This window comes from Bradyrhizobium sp. UFLA05-112 (assembly GCF_053572325.1).
Map to the genome: position 1 here is coordinate 37877 of NZ_JBANBK010000021.1, position 14063 is coordinate 51939.

Genomic DNA, 14063 nt, shown 5'->3' on the forward strand with positions numbered 1-14063 from the left:
ACCCCTCAAATCGTCTCGGGAACAGGCCCGTCGCTGCCGATCAGGAAGTCGCGGCTGACGCGCAAGGAGCGCAGTGCGCGGTTGAAGTCGATGCCGGTGGAGACCAGCGCGCGCAGCGTCCCTGGATTGCGCACGACGCCGCGCAAGATCGTCGCCACGTCGATCTGGCCATTCGGCTTGATCGCCTCGCGCGCCAGCGCCGGCAAGGCGCGGTGGGCGGGGTCGCTGATGACCCGGAGCGCGGCGAACGGCAGGTCTGCCTCGGCGGCGTAGGCAGCCGCGATATGGCTCTCCATGTCGACGGCGGCTGCGCCTGTTTCGGAATGGAGCGCCGCCTTGCACGACCGGCCGGTGACCACCTGTTCGGCACCGGCGAGACTGCCACGCACGACGCGGCGGCGTCCGGAGGTCAGCCTGTCAATGAGGTCGTCGCTGAGCGACAGGCCGGCGGCCCAGCGGGCGTCGCCCGCGAGCACCTCGGTCGCGACCACGACGTCGCCCGACCGGAGCGTGGGATCGAGCCCGCCTGCCACACCGAAGGAGATCACGCCCCGGATGCTCTCGGGATCCACCACCGTCAGAAGCGCCCGCAGCTGCGTCGGGCTGCTGGAAGAGCAAATAACGGCCATCCCGGGCCCTGCCGCGATGCGGGCCTCCTGAACCAGACCGGTCACAATTAGTATCGGCCGCAGGTCTATTGCATTACCCGCGGAGCCCCCGTCCCCCGTCCCCAAAGTCACATTCCGACCCCTACCACCCTGCTGTTGGTGTTCCGCAAGTTCCGATACCGCGCCAGCGCCCACAGCGGGAAGAACTTCGAGTAACCATGATACCGTAGATAGAATACGCGGGGGAAGCCTGTCGCCGTGTAGCGCTGCTCGTCCCACAGCCCTTTTTGGTTCTGTGTTGCAATCAGGTACTCCACCCCGCGGGCGACGGCCGGATGATCGACCTCACCGGCCGCCATAAGGGCAAGCAAGGCCCATGCCGTTTGCGAGGCGGTCGAGGGCGCCGCCTCCCAACCCTTGTAGTCGAGCCGGTAGCTGACGGCGTCCTCGCCCCAGCCGCCGTCCTTGTTCTGGATCGAGACCAGCCAGTCGGCCGCCTTGCGAATCATCGGGTCGGCGTGACCGAGGCCGGCCGCATTCAGCGCACACAGCACCGACCAGGTTCCGTAGATGAAATTCATGCCCCAGCGGCCATACCAGGAGCCCTCCGGGTGCTGGGTCCGCCGGAGATAGGCGACGCCATCGGCCAGGTGCTTGCTGGTCTTCTCGGTCTCGCCCAGCTGGGCCAGCATCGAGATGCAGCGCGCGGTGACGTCCTCGGTCGGCGGATCGAGCAGCGCGCCATGGTCGGAGAACGGTATGTTGTTCAAATAATATTCGAGGTTGTTCACGTCGAAGGCAGCCCAGCCGCCGTCGTCGCTCTGCATGCCCTCGATCCATTCCCGGCCACGATCGATCGCGGCGTCGTAGCCGGCCGTGCCGTGCTCGCGCCGCATGCGGTCCATCGACATCACCACGACGGCGGTGTCGTCGAGATCGGGATAGTGGGCGTTGTTGTACTGGAAGGCCCAGCCGCCGGGGCGCGTCTCGGGCCGCTTCACCGCCCAGTCGCCCTTCACCTCCAGCTCCTGCTTCGGAATCAGCCAGTCGAGGCCCTGCTTCGCAGCCGGTACGGCTTGCGTGCCGCCAGCCTCGAGCAGCGCATGGGCCGTCAGCGTCGTGTCCCAGATCGGCGAGACGCAGGGCTGGCAATAGGCTTCGTCGTCCCTGATCACGAGCAGCTTGTCGATGCCCCGGCGCGTGGTCGCGCGGGGCGGATAGCTCTCGTCCTTGCCGAGCGCGTCGTACATCATGACGATGTTGGCCATCGGCGGATAGATCGCGCCCATGCCGTCCTCGCCGTTCAGCCGTTCCTCCGTGAAGGCGAGCGCAGCGTCGATCGCGCGCTTGCGCAAGCTCTTGGGAAACAGCGGCTCGATGACACGCAAGATGGCATCGAGCGAGCGGAACAGCACGAACCAGGCCATGCTCTGGTGCGGCGCCTTGGCGGTCATGCCGATCGACCGCGGATCCTGGAGGAATAGCTCGTCGATGCCGACGGCCTTTGGATTGCGCGCGCGCGGCTTGAGCGCCGCGAGCACCATCAGCGGCACCATGGTGGTGCGCGCCCAATAGGAGATCTTGTTGAGATGGAACGGCGACCAGAACGGCAACAGCACGATCTCGACCGGCAGCACCGGCACCGCGCGCCACGTCACGACGCCGAACATCGCAAGCGTGAAGCGGGTGAAGACGTTGCTATGAATCGCGCCGCCGCGCGAACGGATCGCCTCGCGCGCCCGCACCATGTGCGGCGCATCGATGGAATCGCCGATCATCTTGAGCGCGAAGTAAGCCTTCACGCTCGCGCTCATGTCGAACTCGCCGTCATGCACCAGGGGCCAGCCACCATGGGCGCCCTGCACACGGCGCAGATAGTTGCCGATCTTGGCCTCGAGCCCGGCGTCGACCGGCTCGGCGAGATGGTGCCGCAGCAGGATGTACTCCGCCGGAATCGTGCAGTCGGCCTCGAGCTCGAACACCCAATGGCCGTCGGATTGCTGGAAGCCGAGCAATCCTTGCGTGGCCGACGCAATGCTCGTTTCCAAGACTTCGCGGTCGGTCGCGCTCTTGTTCACGGAATGCATCTCGCTCGATATCTCCGATAGTTGCTGGGATAATTGACCGGGACCAAAGCCCGTCAGGTCCGCCGTGCGGCCAGGACCAAATCGGCGGCGCGATCGCCGGACCGGACCGATCCCTCAATGGTTGCTGGCAATCCCGTAGCAGTCCAGTCGCCCGCAAGAAACAGGTTTTTCAGCGCGGTGACCGGCCCGGGACGCAAGGCATTCTGCTCGGGCGTGGCGGCAAAAGTGGCGCGGCGCTCGCGCACGATCTGCCAAGGGGGCAATTCGCCGGCAACGCCGCCCGCGTCGCAGACCTCGTTCCAGATCGTCTGCGCGAGTTCTTCGCGCGGCATCTCGACCAGCCGATCGCCATTGCTGATGGTGACTGACAACCGGTTCGGGAAGGCGAACAGCCATTCGACGACACCGCCGATCACGCCCAGGATGGGGGCCGAGCCCGGCGGCGGCTCAAAGCGGAAATGCGCATTCACGATGGCGCGGAATTGCGTCGGCGTCTTCAAGCCGGGCAGCAACGAGGCGGCGGCACGCGGCGGCACCGCCATCACGATCATATCGTCGGGCCCGATCGCGACGACATCCTCGCCGCCGAAATTGAGCGCGCTGACCTTGCCGTCCGTGGTCGCGTATGAGCGCAGCTCATGGCCGAGCTGCACGGAATGGCCGCGCTCGGCCAGGAACTTCACCGCGGGCTCGATCAGCACCGCGCTTAAGCCGTCGCGCGCAATCAGCGGCCGGCAGGCCTGGCCGCCGGCGAGCAGCGTCTCCCGCACGATCGCGCCAGCAAGGCCCGCCGAACCCTCGGGCGGATCGACGTTGAGCGCCGCGAGCAACAGCGGCTGCACCAGACGCTGATACAGCACGCCCTCGCAGGGGATCGACTTGCCGACCAGCGTCTCCTCCGACGCCCAGATCAGCGGCGCGAGCTTGAGATAGTCGGTCAGTCCGGTGTCGGGGACACGACGGCTCTCGTCGAATACCCAGCCCGGCAGACGGCTGTCGCCGAGATCGAGCTGCCAGCGCTGCCCCGTCTTCAGATCAACGAAGGGAAACTGCGCGCGCGCCGGGCCCACCAGCCCCGCCTCGGTGCCGATCGAGCGTGCATAGGCGAGCGCGTGGCGGTTGCCCGACAACAGGAGATGGTTGCCGTTGTCGATGACGAGATTGGTCGCGCCGTCGAAATAGGAGCGGCAGCGACCGCCGGCCTGCTGCGTCGCCTCGTGCACGGCGACCTGGAAGCCGGCATTGGCGAGCCGCACCGCGGCTGAGAGGCCGGAAATGCCGGCACCGATGATGTGAGCTGTCTTTTGCATCAGAAAAAAGCGTAGCGGAGAAGGATGGCGATACGTGCGGCCTTGGACACGCGCACGGGCGCGCGGGGCGCGGCAAAGCCGCGTTCCAGCAAGAGGTCCAGAATGGCGTGATAATATTTCGACATGATCCGTGGCGCACGCACCGCGCGGCGCTTGTTGCGCGCCATGATCTCATCCGACTTCTCGAAATGCGCCTGCGCGCGCTGGGCGAGCGGCAGGCAGACCTTCGGCAGCGCGCGTTCTGCGATCACGCGCTGCGGATCGCTGGAGGTGATGCCGGCATGCAGCAAGCCCTCGCGCGGCAGATAGAGCCGGCCGAGGCCAGCGTCCTCGTCGATGTCACGCAGGATGTTGGTGAGCTGGAGCGCGCGGCCCAGATGATGGGCGAGCAGGATGCCATCCTCTTCGGGCATGCCGAACACCCGCACCGACAGGCGTCCCACGGCACTCGCGACGCGATCGCAGTAGAGATCGAGGATCGCCATGTCAGGCGCGCGGATGTCCTGCGGCACGTCCATCTCCATGCCATCGACGATGGCGAGGAAATCCTCCCGCTTCAATCCGAAGGTCTTCACCGAGGCGACGTAGTCGGCGAGCCGTGGCGGCGGGTGGCCCTGATAGAGCGCATCGATGTCGTTGCGCCATTCCTGGAGCGCGGCGAGGCGCTCATCGCGCGGACCGTTGGAATCGGCGATGTCGTCGACCTGGCGGCAGAAGCTGTAGATCTGGAACATCGCCTCGCGCTGGTGGCGCGGCAGGATCCGCATCGCAGCGTAGAATGAGCTGCCGGATGCGGTCGAGCCATAATTGGCGCCGGGCGAGGTCGCCTCAAGCGTCATGGGCCGGCCCCGGATTGGAGATTGGCTTGCGCCCGAAGGCGCGACGACCGATTTCGCCGGCGATGCCGGCGAGGCTGAAGGTGAGGAGCTCGGCCTTGTTCAGATGCACGCGTTCGCGCAGGGGATCGCGCACCTTGAGCAGGCGCACGATGCGGTCGGCATAGGCCTGGATCACCGAGATATCGAGGCCGAGGCGGAAGTCCCGCACCTCGGCGGAAAGAGACTTGCTCTCGTTCAGGAGCTCTTCGTTGCGCGCGGCGAGCGCCTGGAGACAGGCCAGCATCTGCGGCGGCGAATGATCGCCGCCGAGCTGCTCGACCGACGCGCCGCTTGCGGCCAGCGCATCGCGCGGCAGGTAGACGCGGTTGAGCGCGCGAAAGTCCTTGCCGCAATCCTGGAGGTGATTATTGATCTGCAAGGCGGCGCAGAGTGCATCCGAAGCAACCCAGGTCGAGGTCGCCTCGCCGTGCACGTCGAGCATGAAGCGGCCGACCGGCATCGCCGAGTAGCGGCAATAGTGGATGACCTCATCCCAGGTCTCGTAGCGCAGCTTCGTCACGTCCATGCGGAACGCGATCAGCACGTCGAGCGCATGGCGCGGCGGCATGCCGCGCTCGGCCAGCGCTCGGCGGAGATTGACGGCCTCGGCCTGCGAGTTGCCGTTGCCGTTGAGCTCGGCCTCGAGCAGGTCGAGATAGGCGAGCTTCTCTTCAGCCGGCAACGTCGCATGGTCGGCGATGTCGTCGGCGGTGCGAACGAAATTGTAGAAGGCGAGGATCAGCGCGCGGTGACGCGGATGAATGATCCACGACGCGACGGGAAAATTCTCGTCGCGGTCACCCTTGCCGGATCGCAATTCGCTCGCAGTGGTCATCGAGGACTGGTTAACAATCGTCTGAACAGGAAGGCTTTTTTAGGCGCCCGGCCAAGCCGTCGCGGCCCCCATATAGGGGAATATGCCCGCAAAACCAACCTGTCTCGCGGGGTCCCCTGCCCTCGCGAATCGAGGTCGCCGCAAAGGCGGGCCCGTGAACGCTCCACGGGCCACGCGAAAGCTTATTGGTTGTGGGTCTTCAGGACCTGATCGCAAGCCTGCGAGATCTTGGCCCGATTCTCCTTCAGGCAGGCCAGAATCGTGAAATCGCCCTGATCGATGACCGGACGGCAGAACTTCTGCACGTCGCGCGTGCAGGCCTTCTGCTCTTCGGCCGTGCCGCGCCCCTGCTGGGGCTGCTGGGCGAACGCCGCGGTCGAAAGGGATGCCGACAGCAGGGTGAGAGCGAGGAGATATTTACGCATTGTAGTCCTTCATTCTGACGGCAGAATCTCTCCGTTCCCGGACAGCACAGGGCGGACGACCGGAACGGATTGTTCTGATGGCGTTGCCGCGGAGCGCGCAGCAGTGGAGACAGCACAAGCACTGGCAAATGCGGCCAAATTGGCACCGAATCCACCACATCGCGCCTTCGCACGGCTTTCATTGGCAGATGTAACAGATTGATACTATGAGATTATTTAGGCAGGCGGTGTTTTGCCATGGACCTGTTGCAGACATGCATCGCAAACCCTTGCAACGGCGTCGAAAAGACACAAGTGAAACCGCGCGCGGAACAGCGAAAAAGCAGCCGCAAGGGTTCGCCGTTCTGACACCTCGGGTGGTTATGGTTTGAACCTGCCAGCGGATGGGGACACTAAACCTTCGATGCGGCGAGACGTTCTATTAGGAGCGAACGTCATTCAGAAAACGGGATATTCGAACATGAAATTCTTTGGACGGTCTGGACTCGCGATCAAGGCGGCAGGCATTGGCGCCGCGCTGCTGTTCTCGGTTTCGGCGAGCCACGCTCAGTCGTCCGGCCCCTTTGCTGGCTTCGACGGCGCGTGGTCGGGCACCGGCACGGTGGCGCTGTCCGACGGCTCCACCGAGCGCATCCGCTGCAAGGCGGACTACAAGGTCGCGGCCAGCGGTCTCGGCCTGAAGCAGGCGCTGCACTGCGCCAGCGACAGCTACAAGTTCGACCTCACCAGCGACGTGACGAGCCAGGGCGACCGCATTTCGGGCAATTGGAGCGAAGCCAGCCGCAACATCTTCGGCAATCTGCAGGGCACCGCCGGCGGCGGCCAGATCGACGTGTTCGTCGAGGCCAACGGTTTTGCCGCCAACCTGACGCTGCGCACCAACGGCAACAAGCAGACGGTGCAGATCAGCTCCAAGGGCGAGATCCGCGGCGTCAACATCACCATGGTGAAGAGCTGAAGCGCTTCGCCTCACCCGACGAGCAGACAATATGGCCCCTGGTTCTCGCGAGCCGGGGGTTTTTCATGACATGAATTCTTCAACATGGACCCATTCGCAGAACCCCTGCTCAACCAAGCGCCCACTTAGCGGCAAGCACTACGACGAGACGGTCGGCTACCACCGCGGCATCGAGGCGACGCTTCTAGCGCGCAAACTCACGGTCTCGCACGAGACGCGGTACCGTGAGGACGACTTCAAATTCCAATCCGTACGGGATCGTCCGTATCGAGGCGTGAGCAAGAGGCGGCGCGAGCCGCTCCGGCTCAGATCGCGCGTTTGTCAGCCCCGTGAATCTTCTCGTGCAGGTTGATCAGCCACATCGCCGTCGGGCGCAGGATGAAGAGGTCGGCGACCAGCGCTGCCACCATCGAGAACGCGCTGAGCCAACCGAATAGCCGCAGCGACGGCAGATCGGAGAATACGGTGACGACGAGACCGCAGGCGAGCACCACGGTGGTCAAGATCAGCGCGGGGCCGACCAGCACGGTGGCGCGCTCCACCGCAAGCGCCGAGGAGACCCCGGGCTTGCTCTCCAGCCGCAGGCGATTGAGGAAGTGGATGGTCGCGGAAAGGCCCAGGCCGAACGAGACGGTCAGCGCCACGACGCTGGCGAATTGCAGCCCCTCGCCCATCGCCCACAGCACCGTTCCCGACATCACCACCGGGAAGATGCCCGGCAGGATGCAGGCGAACATCACCACCCAGGAGCGGAAGGCGAGGCCAATGAAGATCGCGACGAGCGCGAACTCGACGGTGAGCCCGCGGTTCAGCTTCTCGATCATGCTGGCCGAGTTGCGCGCGGCGATAGCCGCAAGGCCGGTCACCGCGACCTCGTAGCCGGGATGCTTCTTGCGGACGGCATCGAGCTCCTGGTCGAGCTTGTCGACGATAGGCAGGAGCTGACTGGAATCCTTGTCCGGCACGCGGCCTGCGACCACGACTGCGTCCTGCTCGGCATCGATGAACCGTCGCACCAGATGCTCGGGAATGACGTTCACATATTCCTTCAGCGTCGCGACGTCCGAGCTGCCCGCCTTTTCCGACAGCCAGCGGCGCAGCGTCTCCAGCGACCAGACGTTACCGACGCCGGCCGCCTTCTCCACGGTCGCGTGCACGTCGGCAATGGTTTCCAGCGTCTCTGCCGAATAGAGCGTTTCACCCTTGGGGAACGTGATCAGGACGTTGACGGGATTGGCGCCGGTCAGCTTGGCGTCGAGCCGGTTGCTGGCGGCCACGGCCTGGCGCTTGTCCGGCACCTGATCGGCAAGGCGGTAGCGTGGCTGGAGGTTGGCGTAGATGACGCCGAGGCTCGCTACGAACAGCACCGCGATCAGGCTGAACAGTCCGGGCCGACCCACCATGCGCACCGCGATCCAGTAGCAGAAGTTGCGCAGCGCCTGCACGCCGGCGTCCGCGCTCTGGAATTTGACGGCAAAGATCTTTTCGTTGCGCACGAACAGAACGCCGAACACCGGCACCAGCGACAGCACCGTAACCAGCGCGATGATGGTCGCAGCCAATCCCGCCTCGCCGAATTTGCGGATCAGGTCGGAGTCGGAGAATTGCAGCGCGATAAAGGAAATGCCGGCGGTGCCGTGCGTCAGCACGCAGGCAGGTCCGACCACCAGCACCGCATTCTTGAACGCGGTGAACTTGTCCTGCCCTGCGATCAACCGGTCGCGCGCGGCGAAGGTGAGCTGCATCGAGTCCGAGAAGCTGATGACCATGATGAGCGGCGTCATCACGTTCAGGAACATGTTGAGATTGAAGTTGGCCCAGCCGAGCGCGCCCAGCGCCAGGAGGATCGCGATCATCGGCGGGAACGCCGCCACCACCATGAAGGAGATTTTTCGGAAGAAGATGATGGCGATGATGCAGCCGGCGAGAATGCCGAGGATGTTGTAGGTCAAGCCGTCGCGCTCGACCGCGTTGCGGATCTCGAGCTGCATCACCGGCACGCCGGAGAGCTGCACGCTGAGCCCGGTGTCGCCGAGATCCTCCTTCATCAGCGCGCGGATGTCGCCGACGACCTTGCCGAGCTTGCTCGAGGCAACCACCTCCGGATCGAGGGAGAGCACGACCAGCGCGAGGGTGCCGTCCTCCGACAACAGCTTGCCGCGGATGATCTCGTTGCTTTTGACGGTCTCGATGAACTTGTCGTAGGCGGCGCCTTCGGGCAGCTCGGCCGGGAACAGCGCGGCGGGCAGCTTGCCTGGCGCCGGCGCCTGGCGCGCGGAGAACAGCGAAACGAGGCCACGCGTGCCTTCGACGAGCTGCATGTCGGTGATGAAGTCGCGCAGCTTCATGAGATTCTCGCGCGCCAGTAGGTTCTTGCCCTCGATGACCACGAGGACGTCGAACTCCTCGGCCGGGAACTTCTTGGTCACTTCCTCGTACTGGTGGAATTCGCGGCTGTTGGACCGGAACAGCTGCGACAGCGAATCGTCGATCTTGATCCGCTCGATGCCGAAGACGGCCCCGACGATCAGTGCGATGAGGATCAGGCAGGACAGGACCGGCGCGCGGACGGCGATCAGTCCGATGCGTTCGAGTCCAAAAGCGATGGAGGACGAAGGTCCCTGCTCGACCTTGTCGACATGAACCTCACTCTCGCTGTGCTTTTCGAGCATGCCTTGTCCAGTTCCTAAATCGGCTCGGTCGGTGAGCTTATGCGTCCCGCATATCGGCCTGAAACGCCATACAGATGGGAGGCTTGCCCTTTGAAAATGCGCGGGAAATCGCCGCGAGGGGTTTAGCAGGTCGGCACGGCCCCTCGCAAGCACACGCTGGGCAACAAAATCGATCAAGATGCGGCAATTTCGGCTCTTGATGGCTCATTCCGGCAGCGCTGCGCCGATTCGCGCCGGGGGATCGCCACTCTCGTCCTTCAGCGCCACGCCGGTCACGCCCCGCGACAGGCCTGCGCGGACCAGCCAGGCGATCTTGAAGGCCGCCTCGCCATAACTGAGCCCAGCCTGATGGATGTTGGAGACGCAATTGCGCTCGGCATCGCTACGGCCAGGCTTGGGCGCAAAGGTCAGGTAAGCCCCGAGGCTGTCAGGAGCCGACAATCCCGGTCGCTCGCCAATCAGCATCACGACCATGGATGCACCGAGAATGGCGCCGATCTCGTCGCCCAGCGCGACACGGGTGCCTGAGGCGACAATGATGTGGCCGACCGCGACAGGCGGCGCATCGGCGAGGGCCGGCAGCAGCGCGCGCAACAACCCAACCGCGTGCGCATGCACCGCCGTTGGCGACAATCCATCGCCGATCACGATCGCAATCCGGCCGCGGTCCGCGGCGCGCACCGCGAGATGCTCGGCGCAGGTCGGATCGAGCTGGCGTCCGAGGTCCGGACGCCGCAGATAGTCGCCGCGATCGGCGGCGCGGCTCCTCGTCGCAAGGATGGGAACGCCGAACTCGGCTAGCTCCGCGATCATCCGCTCGACGTCGAAGACGGCATGCACGGCGTCGCGGGCGCGCGCGTGATCGAGCGTGAAGTCGAGCAGCGGCTTGGTCGGCAGGCTCGCCCCACTGCGCCCGAGCGCCACACGCGCGGGTGTTAGCGTCCGCAGGTCCAGGGTCGGGCGGTTCGGGACGGATGGGCTAGACATGTCGCGTCATTCGGCGGGAACGGATGCCTCGCGCAGCCGCAGCGAGTAGTTCGACGCGTTCTGCTGGCCGCTCGATGCCGCGCGCGCGAAGGTGATGAGATGATGCGCGATCATGGTGCAGCCGATCAGGCCTTCGAGATCGCCGCGCCTGATCCGGCCCAGCGCAAACTTCCAGAATACGCGTTTGTAGTCGCCGAGCACGCCGACCTTCCAGAAGATGTTGCGCAGCATGACGAGACCGCGCCTGATATTGGGCCAGGTCTTCATCTCCGCAGGCACCGGCACCCTGAGGCGGTTGGCATAGGTGTAGTCGCACTGGTGCTGATAGCGCGCATAGACCTTCTCGGGCGCGTAGGCCCGCTCCATGCAGAACTTCCAGGACGCCACGACATCATCATAAGGCAACAGGAAGTTGACGTTGGAATCGCGGCCCTCGTCGTTGATCAATCGGCCCTCGCGCTCGAGCCGGTCCCACAGCGGCGTCTTGGGCAGCGCCTGAAGCAGATTGATGGTGAGCAGCGGGATGCGGGATTCATCGACAAAGGAAAGCAGCGCATCCGACGTATTCGGCTTGTCGGTGTCGAGCCCCATGATGATGCCGGACACCACTTCCATCCCGTAGGAGTTGATGGTGCGCACGCCCTCCAGGATCGGGACCATCATGTTGTGGTCCTTCTGCATCGCGTGCAGCGCATCGGGATCGGGCGTTTCGATGCCGCAGAAGATGGTGATGAAATAGGCCTCGCGCATCTTCTCGAGGATCTCGGGGCGCTTGGCGATGTTGAGCGTCGCCTCGCAGGCGAGCCGCATCACGTAGCCGGTCTTCTTCTGCCACTCGATCAGGTGCGGCAGCAGGTCCATCGCCGCCTTGCGGTTGCCGATGAAATTGTCGTCGACGAAATAGACCGTGTCGGTCATGCCGCATTCGCGCAGGCGGTCGAGCTCGGCGATGATCTGCTGCGGCGTCTTGATGCGCGGATTGCGGCCATAGAGGCCGGGGATGTCGCAGAACTCGCACTGATAGGGACAGCCGCTGGAATACTGGATGCTGCCGAGGAAATACTTCTTCACCTCCGCAAGCTCGTAGGCGGGGATCGGAAATTCCGTCATCGGGACGCGATCGTTGGTCGTCAGCACCACCTGCTGCGCCGGGCGCGCGGTCTCGCGCGACAAGATCGCGATCAGCTCATTGGTGGCATCGCCGAGCTCGCCGACATGGAGATAGTCGAAAGACGGATAGTAATCCGGGCAGGCGCTGACCGAGGGGCCGCCGAGCGCGACGGGCAAATCGTGCTCATGGGCGCGGCGGCAGATATCGTTCATCTGCTGGCGCTGGATGTGCATGCCGCTGACGAAGACCGCTTCCGCCCATTCGAACTCTTCCTCCGTCGTCGGACGCAGGTTCTCGTCGACGAACTTCACCTGCCATTCCCTGGGCAGATAAGCGGAGATGAGCAATAGCCCCTGCGGCGGCATGAAGGCCCTGACGCCGTCGGTCAGGGGATAGGCATGTTCGAATGTACCGAAGGACGAGGTGTAACGCGGGAAGACACAGAGAATATGCCGGATCGTTCCGTTGCTTTCAGCGCGCATCGAGCTTCCCCCAACGACTTCCTACAAACCGTGCAGAATAGACATCAAGACACATAACGTAACGCTGGGCCCGAAATTCCTCAATATTGTGGCATGGGCCTAATTCATGAGACGCACCAATGGTTTCCTCGGTTCATGCCGATTGTCTGTGACCATGCGAAATTTGGGCCGGCTCAGGCGATCAACCGCGAGGCAAAATCGGGTAGCAGCCCCGCATCGCGAGCAAGCCGGAAATCGGCACCCGCAATCCCGCTCTTCGCCAGCCAATCGTCGAATTCCGGCGCGCGGTGCAGGCCGAAGACGTCGCGGACATAGAGCGCGTCATGGAAGGAGGTCGACTGGTAGTTCAGCATGACGTCGTCGGCGCCCGGCACCCCCATGATGAAGGTGACGCCGGCGGCAGCGAGCAGCGTCAGGAGATTGTCCATGTCGTCCTGGTCCGCCTCGGCATGGTTGGTGTAGCAGATGTCGACCCCGAGCGGCAGGCCGAGCAGCTTGCCGCAGAAATGATCCTCCAGCCCAGCGCGGATGATCTCCTTGCCGTCATAGAGATATTCCGGACCAATGAAGCCGACCACGCTGTTGACCAGCAGAGGGCGATACGCGCGGGCGACCGCATAGGCGCGCGCCTCGCAGGTCTGCTGGTCGACGCCGTGATGGGCATTGGCCGACAACGCCGAGCCCTGGCCAGTCTCGAAATACATCACGTTCTGCCCGACTGTGCCGCGCCTCAGTGACAGCCCTGCCTCGTTCGCTTCCCGGAGCAAAGCGAGATCGATACCGAAGCTGCGGTTGGCAGCCTCAGTCCCGGCGACCGACTGGAACACCAGGTCGACCGGTACGCCCTGCCCGATCAGCGACAACGTCGTCGTCACATGGGTGAGCACGCAGCCCTGGGTCGGGACGTTCAGCCGCGCGATGATCTCGTCCAGCAGCCGCAGCAACTGGCCGATGGTCGCAGGGTCGTCGCTCGCCGGGTTGATGCCGATGCAGGCATCGCCCGCGCCGAGCAGGATGCCGTCGAGGATCGAGGCCGTGATGCCCTTGGCGTCGTCGAAGGGATGGTTGGGCTGGAGGCGTGTGCTCATCCGCCCCTTCAGGCCGATGGTGTTGCGGAACGATGTGATCACCTCGCATTTGCGCGCCGCCAGGATCAGGTCCTGGTTACGCATGAGCTTCGACACCGCGGCCGCCATCTCCGGCGTGATGCCGTGGGCCAGCTTTCGCAAACCTTCCGTCGTCGCGGCGTCGGACAGCAGCCAGTCGCGGAAACCGCCAACGGTGAGCGCGGCCACCGGCGCGAAGGCCTTTGCATCGTGGGTGTCGATGACGAGGCGCGTGACCTCGTCGGCCTCATAGGGGATCACGGCCTCCCGTAGGAATTGGCTCAGCGGAACGTCGGCAAGCGCCATCCGCGCCGCGATCATCTCTTCGGCGCTGGCAGCCGCGATCCCGGCCAGCCGGTCACCGGAGCGCGGCGGGGTCGCCTTGGCCAGCAGGTCACGCAGATCAGCGAAGACATAGCTCGTCGCATCGATGGTGTGGCGGTAGACCAAAAGCTCCTCCGGCGTCAGTCGGCCAATGGCCGACGCAGGATCCATCTTGCCCCAAGGTGTACGAGCCCGGCGGCATTGGTGCATGCCGATCTTTGCAGCATGGCATGCCAATCCCGGAAGGCGCCTTGCCGAAAATCGACGACTCCGGCAAGAG

General features: G+C 64.5%; 11 protein-coding genes. 1 reads left to right on the forward strand and 10 read right to left on the reverse strand.

Annotated elements, in window-relative coordinates; translation table 11 throughout:
* Positions 1–5: 5 nt before the first annotated feature.
* The 6 genes from SO180_RS14845 to SO180_RS14870 form a co-directional block, all read right to left on the reverse strand.
* On the reverse strand, positions 6–740 hold the full coding sequence (locus SO180_RS14845; RefSeq protein ID WP_449379573.1) for a phosphorylase: 735 nt from the start codon (positions 738–740) through the stop codon (positions 6–8).
* The gene (gene shc / locus SO180_RS14850; RefSeq protein ID WP_449379574.1) at positions 737–2695 is read right to left on the reverse strand and encodes a squalene--hopene cyclase; all 1959 of its coding nucleotides are present in this window, start codon (positions 2693–2695) and stop codon (positions 737–739) included. Before shc ends, SO180_RS14845 begins: the two co-directional genes overlap by 4 nt.
* A gap of 53 nt (positions 2696–2748) precedes the next feature.
* On the reverse strand, positions 2749–4005 hold the full coding sequence (gene hpnE, locus SO180_RS14855; protein WP_449379575.1) for a hydroxysqualene dehydroxylase HpnE: 1257 nt from the start codon (positions 4003–4005) through the stop codon (positions 2749–2751).
* On the reverse strand, positions 4005–4844 hold the full coding sequence (gene hpnD, locus SO180_RS14860; protein WP_449379576.1) for a presqualene diphosphate synthase HpnD: 840 nt from the start codon (positions 4842–4844) through the stop codon (positions 4005–4007). The genes hpnE and hpnD overlap by 1 nt, the downstream gene beginning before the upstream one ends.
* On the reverse strand, positions 4834–5718 hold the full coding sequence (gene hpnC / locus SO180_RS14865) for a squalene synthase HpnC (protein ID WP_449379577.1): 885 nt from the start codon (positions 5716–5718) through the stop codon (positions 4834–4836). Before hpnC ends, hpnD begins: the two co-directional genes overlap by 11 nt.
* 182 nt (positions 5719–5900) lie before the next feature.
* A complete protein-coding gene (locus tag SO180_RS14870) occupies positions 5901–6143 on the reverse strand; it encodes a hypothetical protein (RefSeq protein WP_027528198.1) in 243 nt (80 codons plus the stop codon).
* 460 nt (positions 6144–6603) lie between these two features.
* Between SO180_RS14870 and SO180_RS14875 the strand changes: the two genes are divergently transcribed.
* Positions 6604–7101, forward strand: coding sequence for a hypothetical protein (locus tag SO180_RS14875; protein WP_027528199.1), 498 nt, complete (start codon positions 6604–6606; stop codon positions 7099–7101).
* A gap of 305 nt (positions 7102–7406) precedes the next feature.
* On the opposite strand, the gene SO180_RS14880 is transcribed toward SO180_RS14875, so the two are convergent.
* The 4 genes from SO180_RS14880 to SO180_RS14895 form a co-directional block, all read right to left on the reverse strand.
* Positions 7407–9773 carry an efflux RND transporter permease subunit gene (locus SO180_RS14880; protein ID WP_449379578.1) on the reverse strand — a complete coding sequence of 789 codons (2367 nt, stop codon included), beginning with the start codon at positions 9771–9773 and terminating at the stop codon, positions 7407–7409.
* Positions 9774–9977: 204 nt separating this feature from the next.
* A complete protein-coding gene (eutC, locus tag SO180_RS14885) occupies positions 9978–10760 on the reverse strand; it encodes an ethanolamine ammonia-lyase subunit EutC (RefSeq protein WP_449379579.1) in 783 nt (260 codons plus the stop codon).
* Positions 10761–10766: 6 nt separating this feature from the next.
* Positions 10767–12353, reverse strand: a complete 1587-nt coding sequence (locus SO180_RS14890) for a B12-binding domain-containing radical SAM protein (protein ID WP_449379580.1) — start codon at positions 12351–12353, stop codon at positions 10767–10769.
* A 173-nt stretch (positions 12354–12526) separates the two neighbouring features.
* Entirely contained in the window at positions 12527–13909 is a 1383-nt protein-coding gene (locus SO180_RS14895) for an ethanolamine ammonia-lyase subunit EutB (protein WP_449379632.1), read from the reverse strand.
* Positions 13910–14063 lie beyond the last annotated feature (154 nt).

Coding starts and splice junctions, on each gene's coding strand:
- shc (WP_449379574.1), bottom strand. CDS start 2,695: ATGCATTCCGTGAACAAGAGCGCGACCGACCGCGAAGTCTTGGAAACG.
- hpnE (WP_449379575.1), bottom strand. CDS start 4,005: ATGCAAAAGACAGCTCACATCATCGGTGCCGGCATTTCCGGCCTCTCA.
- hpnD (WP_449379576.1), bottom strand. CDS start 4,844: ATGACGCTTGAGGCGACCTCGCCCGGCGCCAATTATGGCTCGACCGCA.
- hpnC (WP_449379577.1), bottom strand. CDS start 5,718: ATGACCACTGCGAGCGAATTGCGATCCGGCAAGGGTGACCGCGACGAG.
- SO180_RS14870 (WP_027528198.1), bottom strand. CDS start 6,143: ATGCGTAAATATCTCCTCGCTCTCACCCTGCTGTCGGCATCCCTTTCG.
- SO180_RS14875 (WP_027528199.1), top strand. CDS start 6,604: ATGAAATTCTTTGGACGGTCTGGACTCGCGATCAAGGCGGCAGGCATT.
- SO180_RS14880 (WP_449379578.1), bottom strand. CDS start 9,773: ATGCTCGAAAAGCACAGCGAGAGTGAGGTTCATGTCGACAAGGTCGAG.
- eutC (WP_449379579.1), bottom strand. CDS start 10,760: ATGTCTAGCCCATCCGTCCCGAACCGCCCGACCCTGGACCTGCGGACG.
- SO180_RS14890 (WP_449379580.1), bottom strand. CDS start 12,353: ATGCGCGCTGAAAGCAACGGAACGATCCGGCATATTCTCTGTGTCTTC.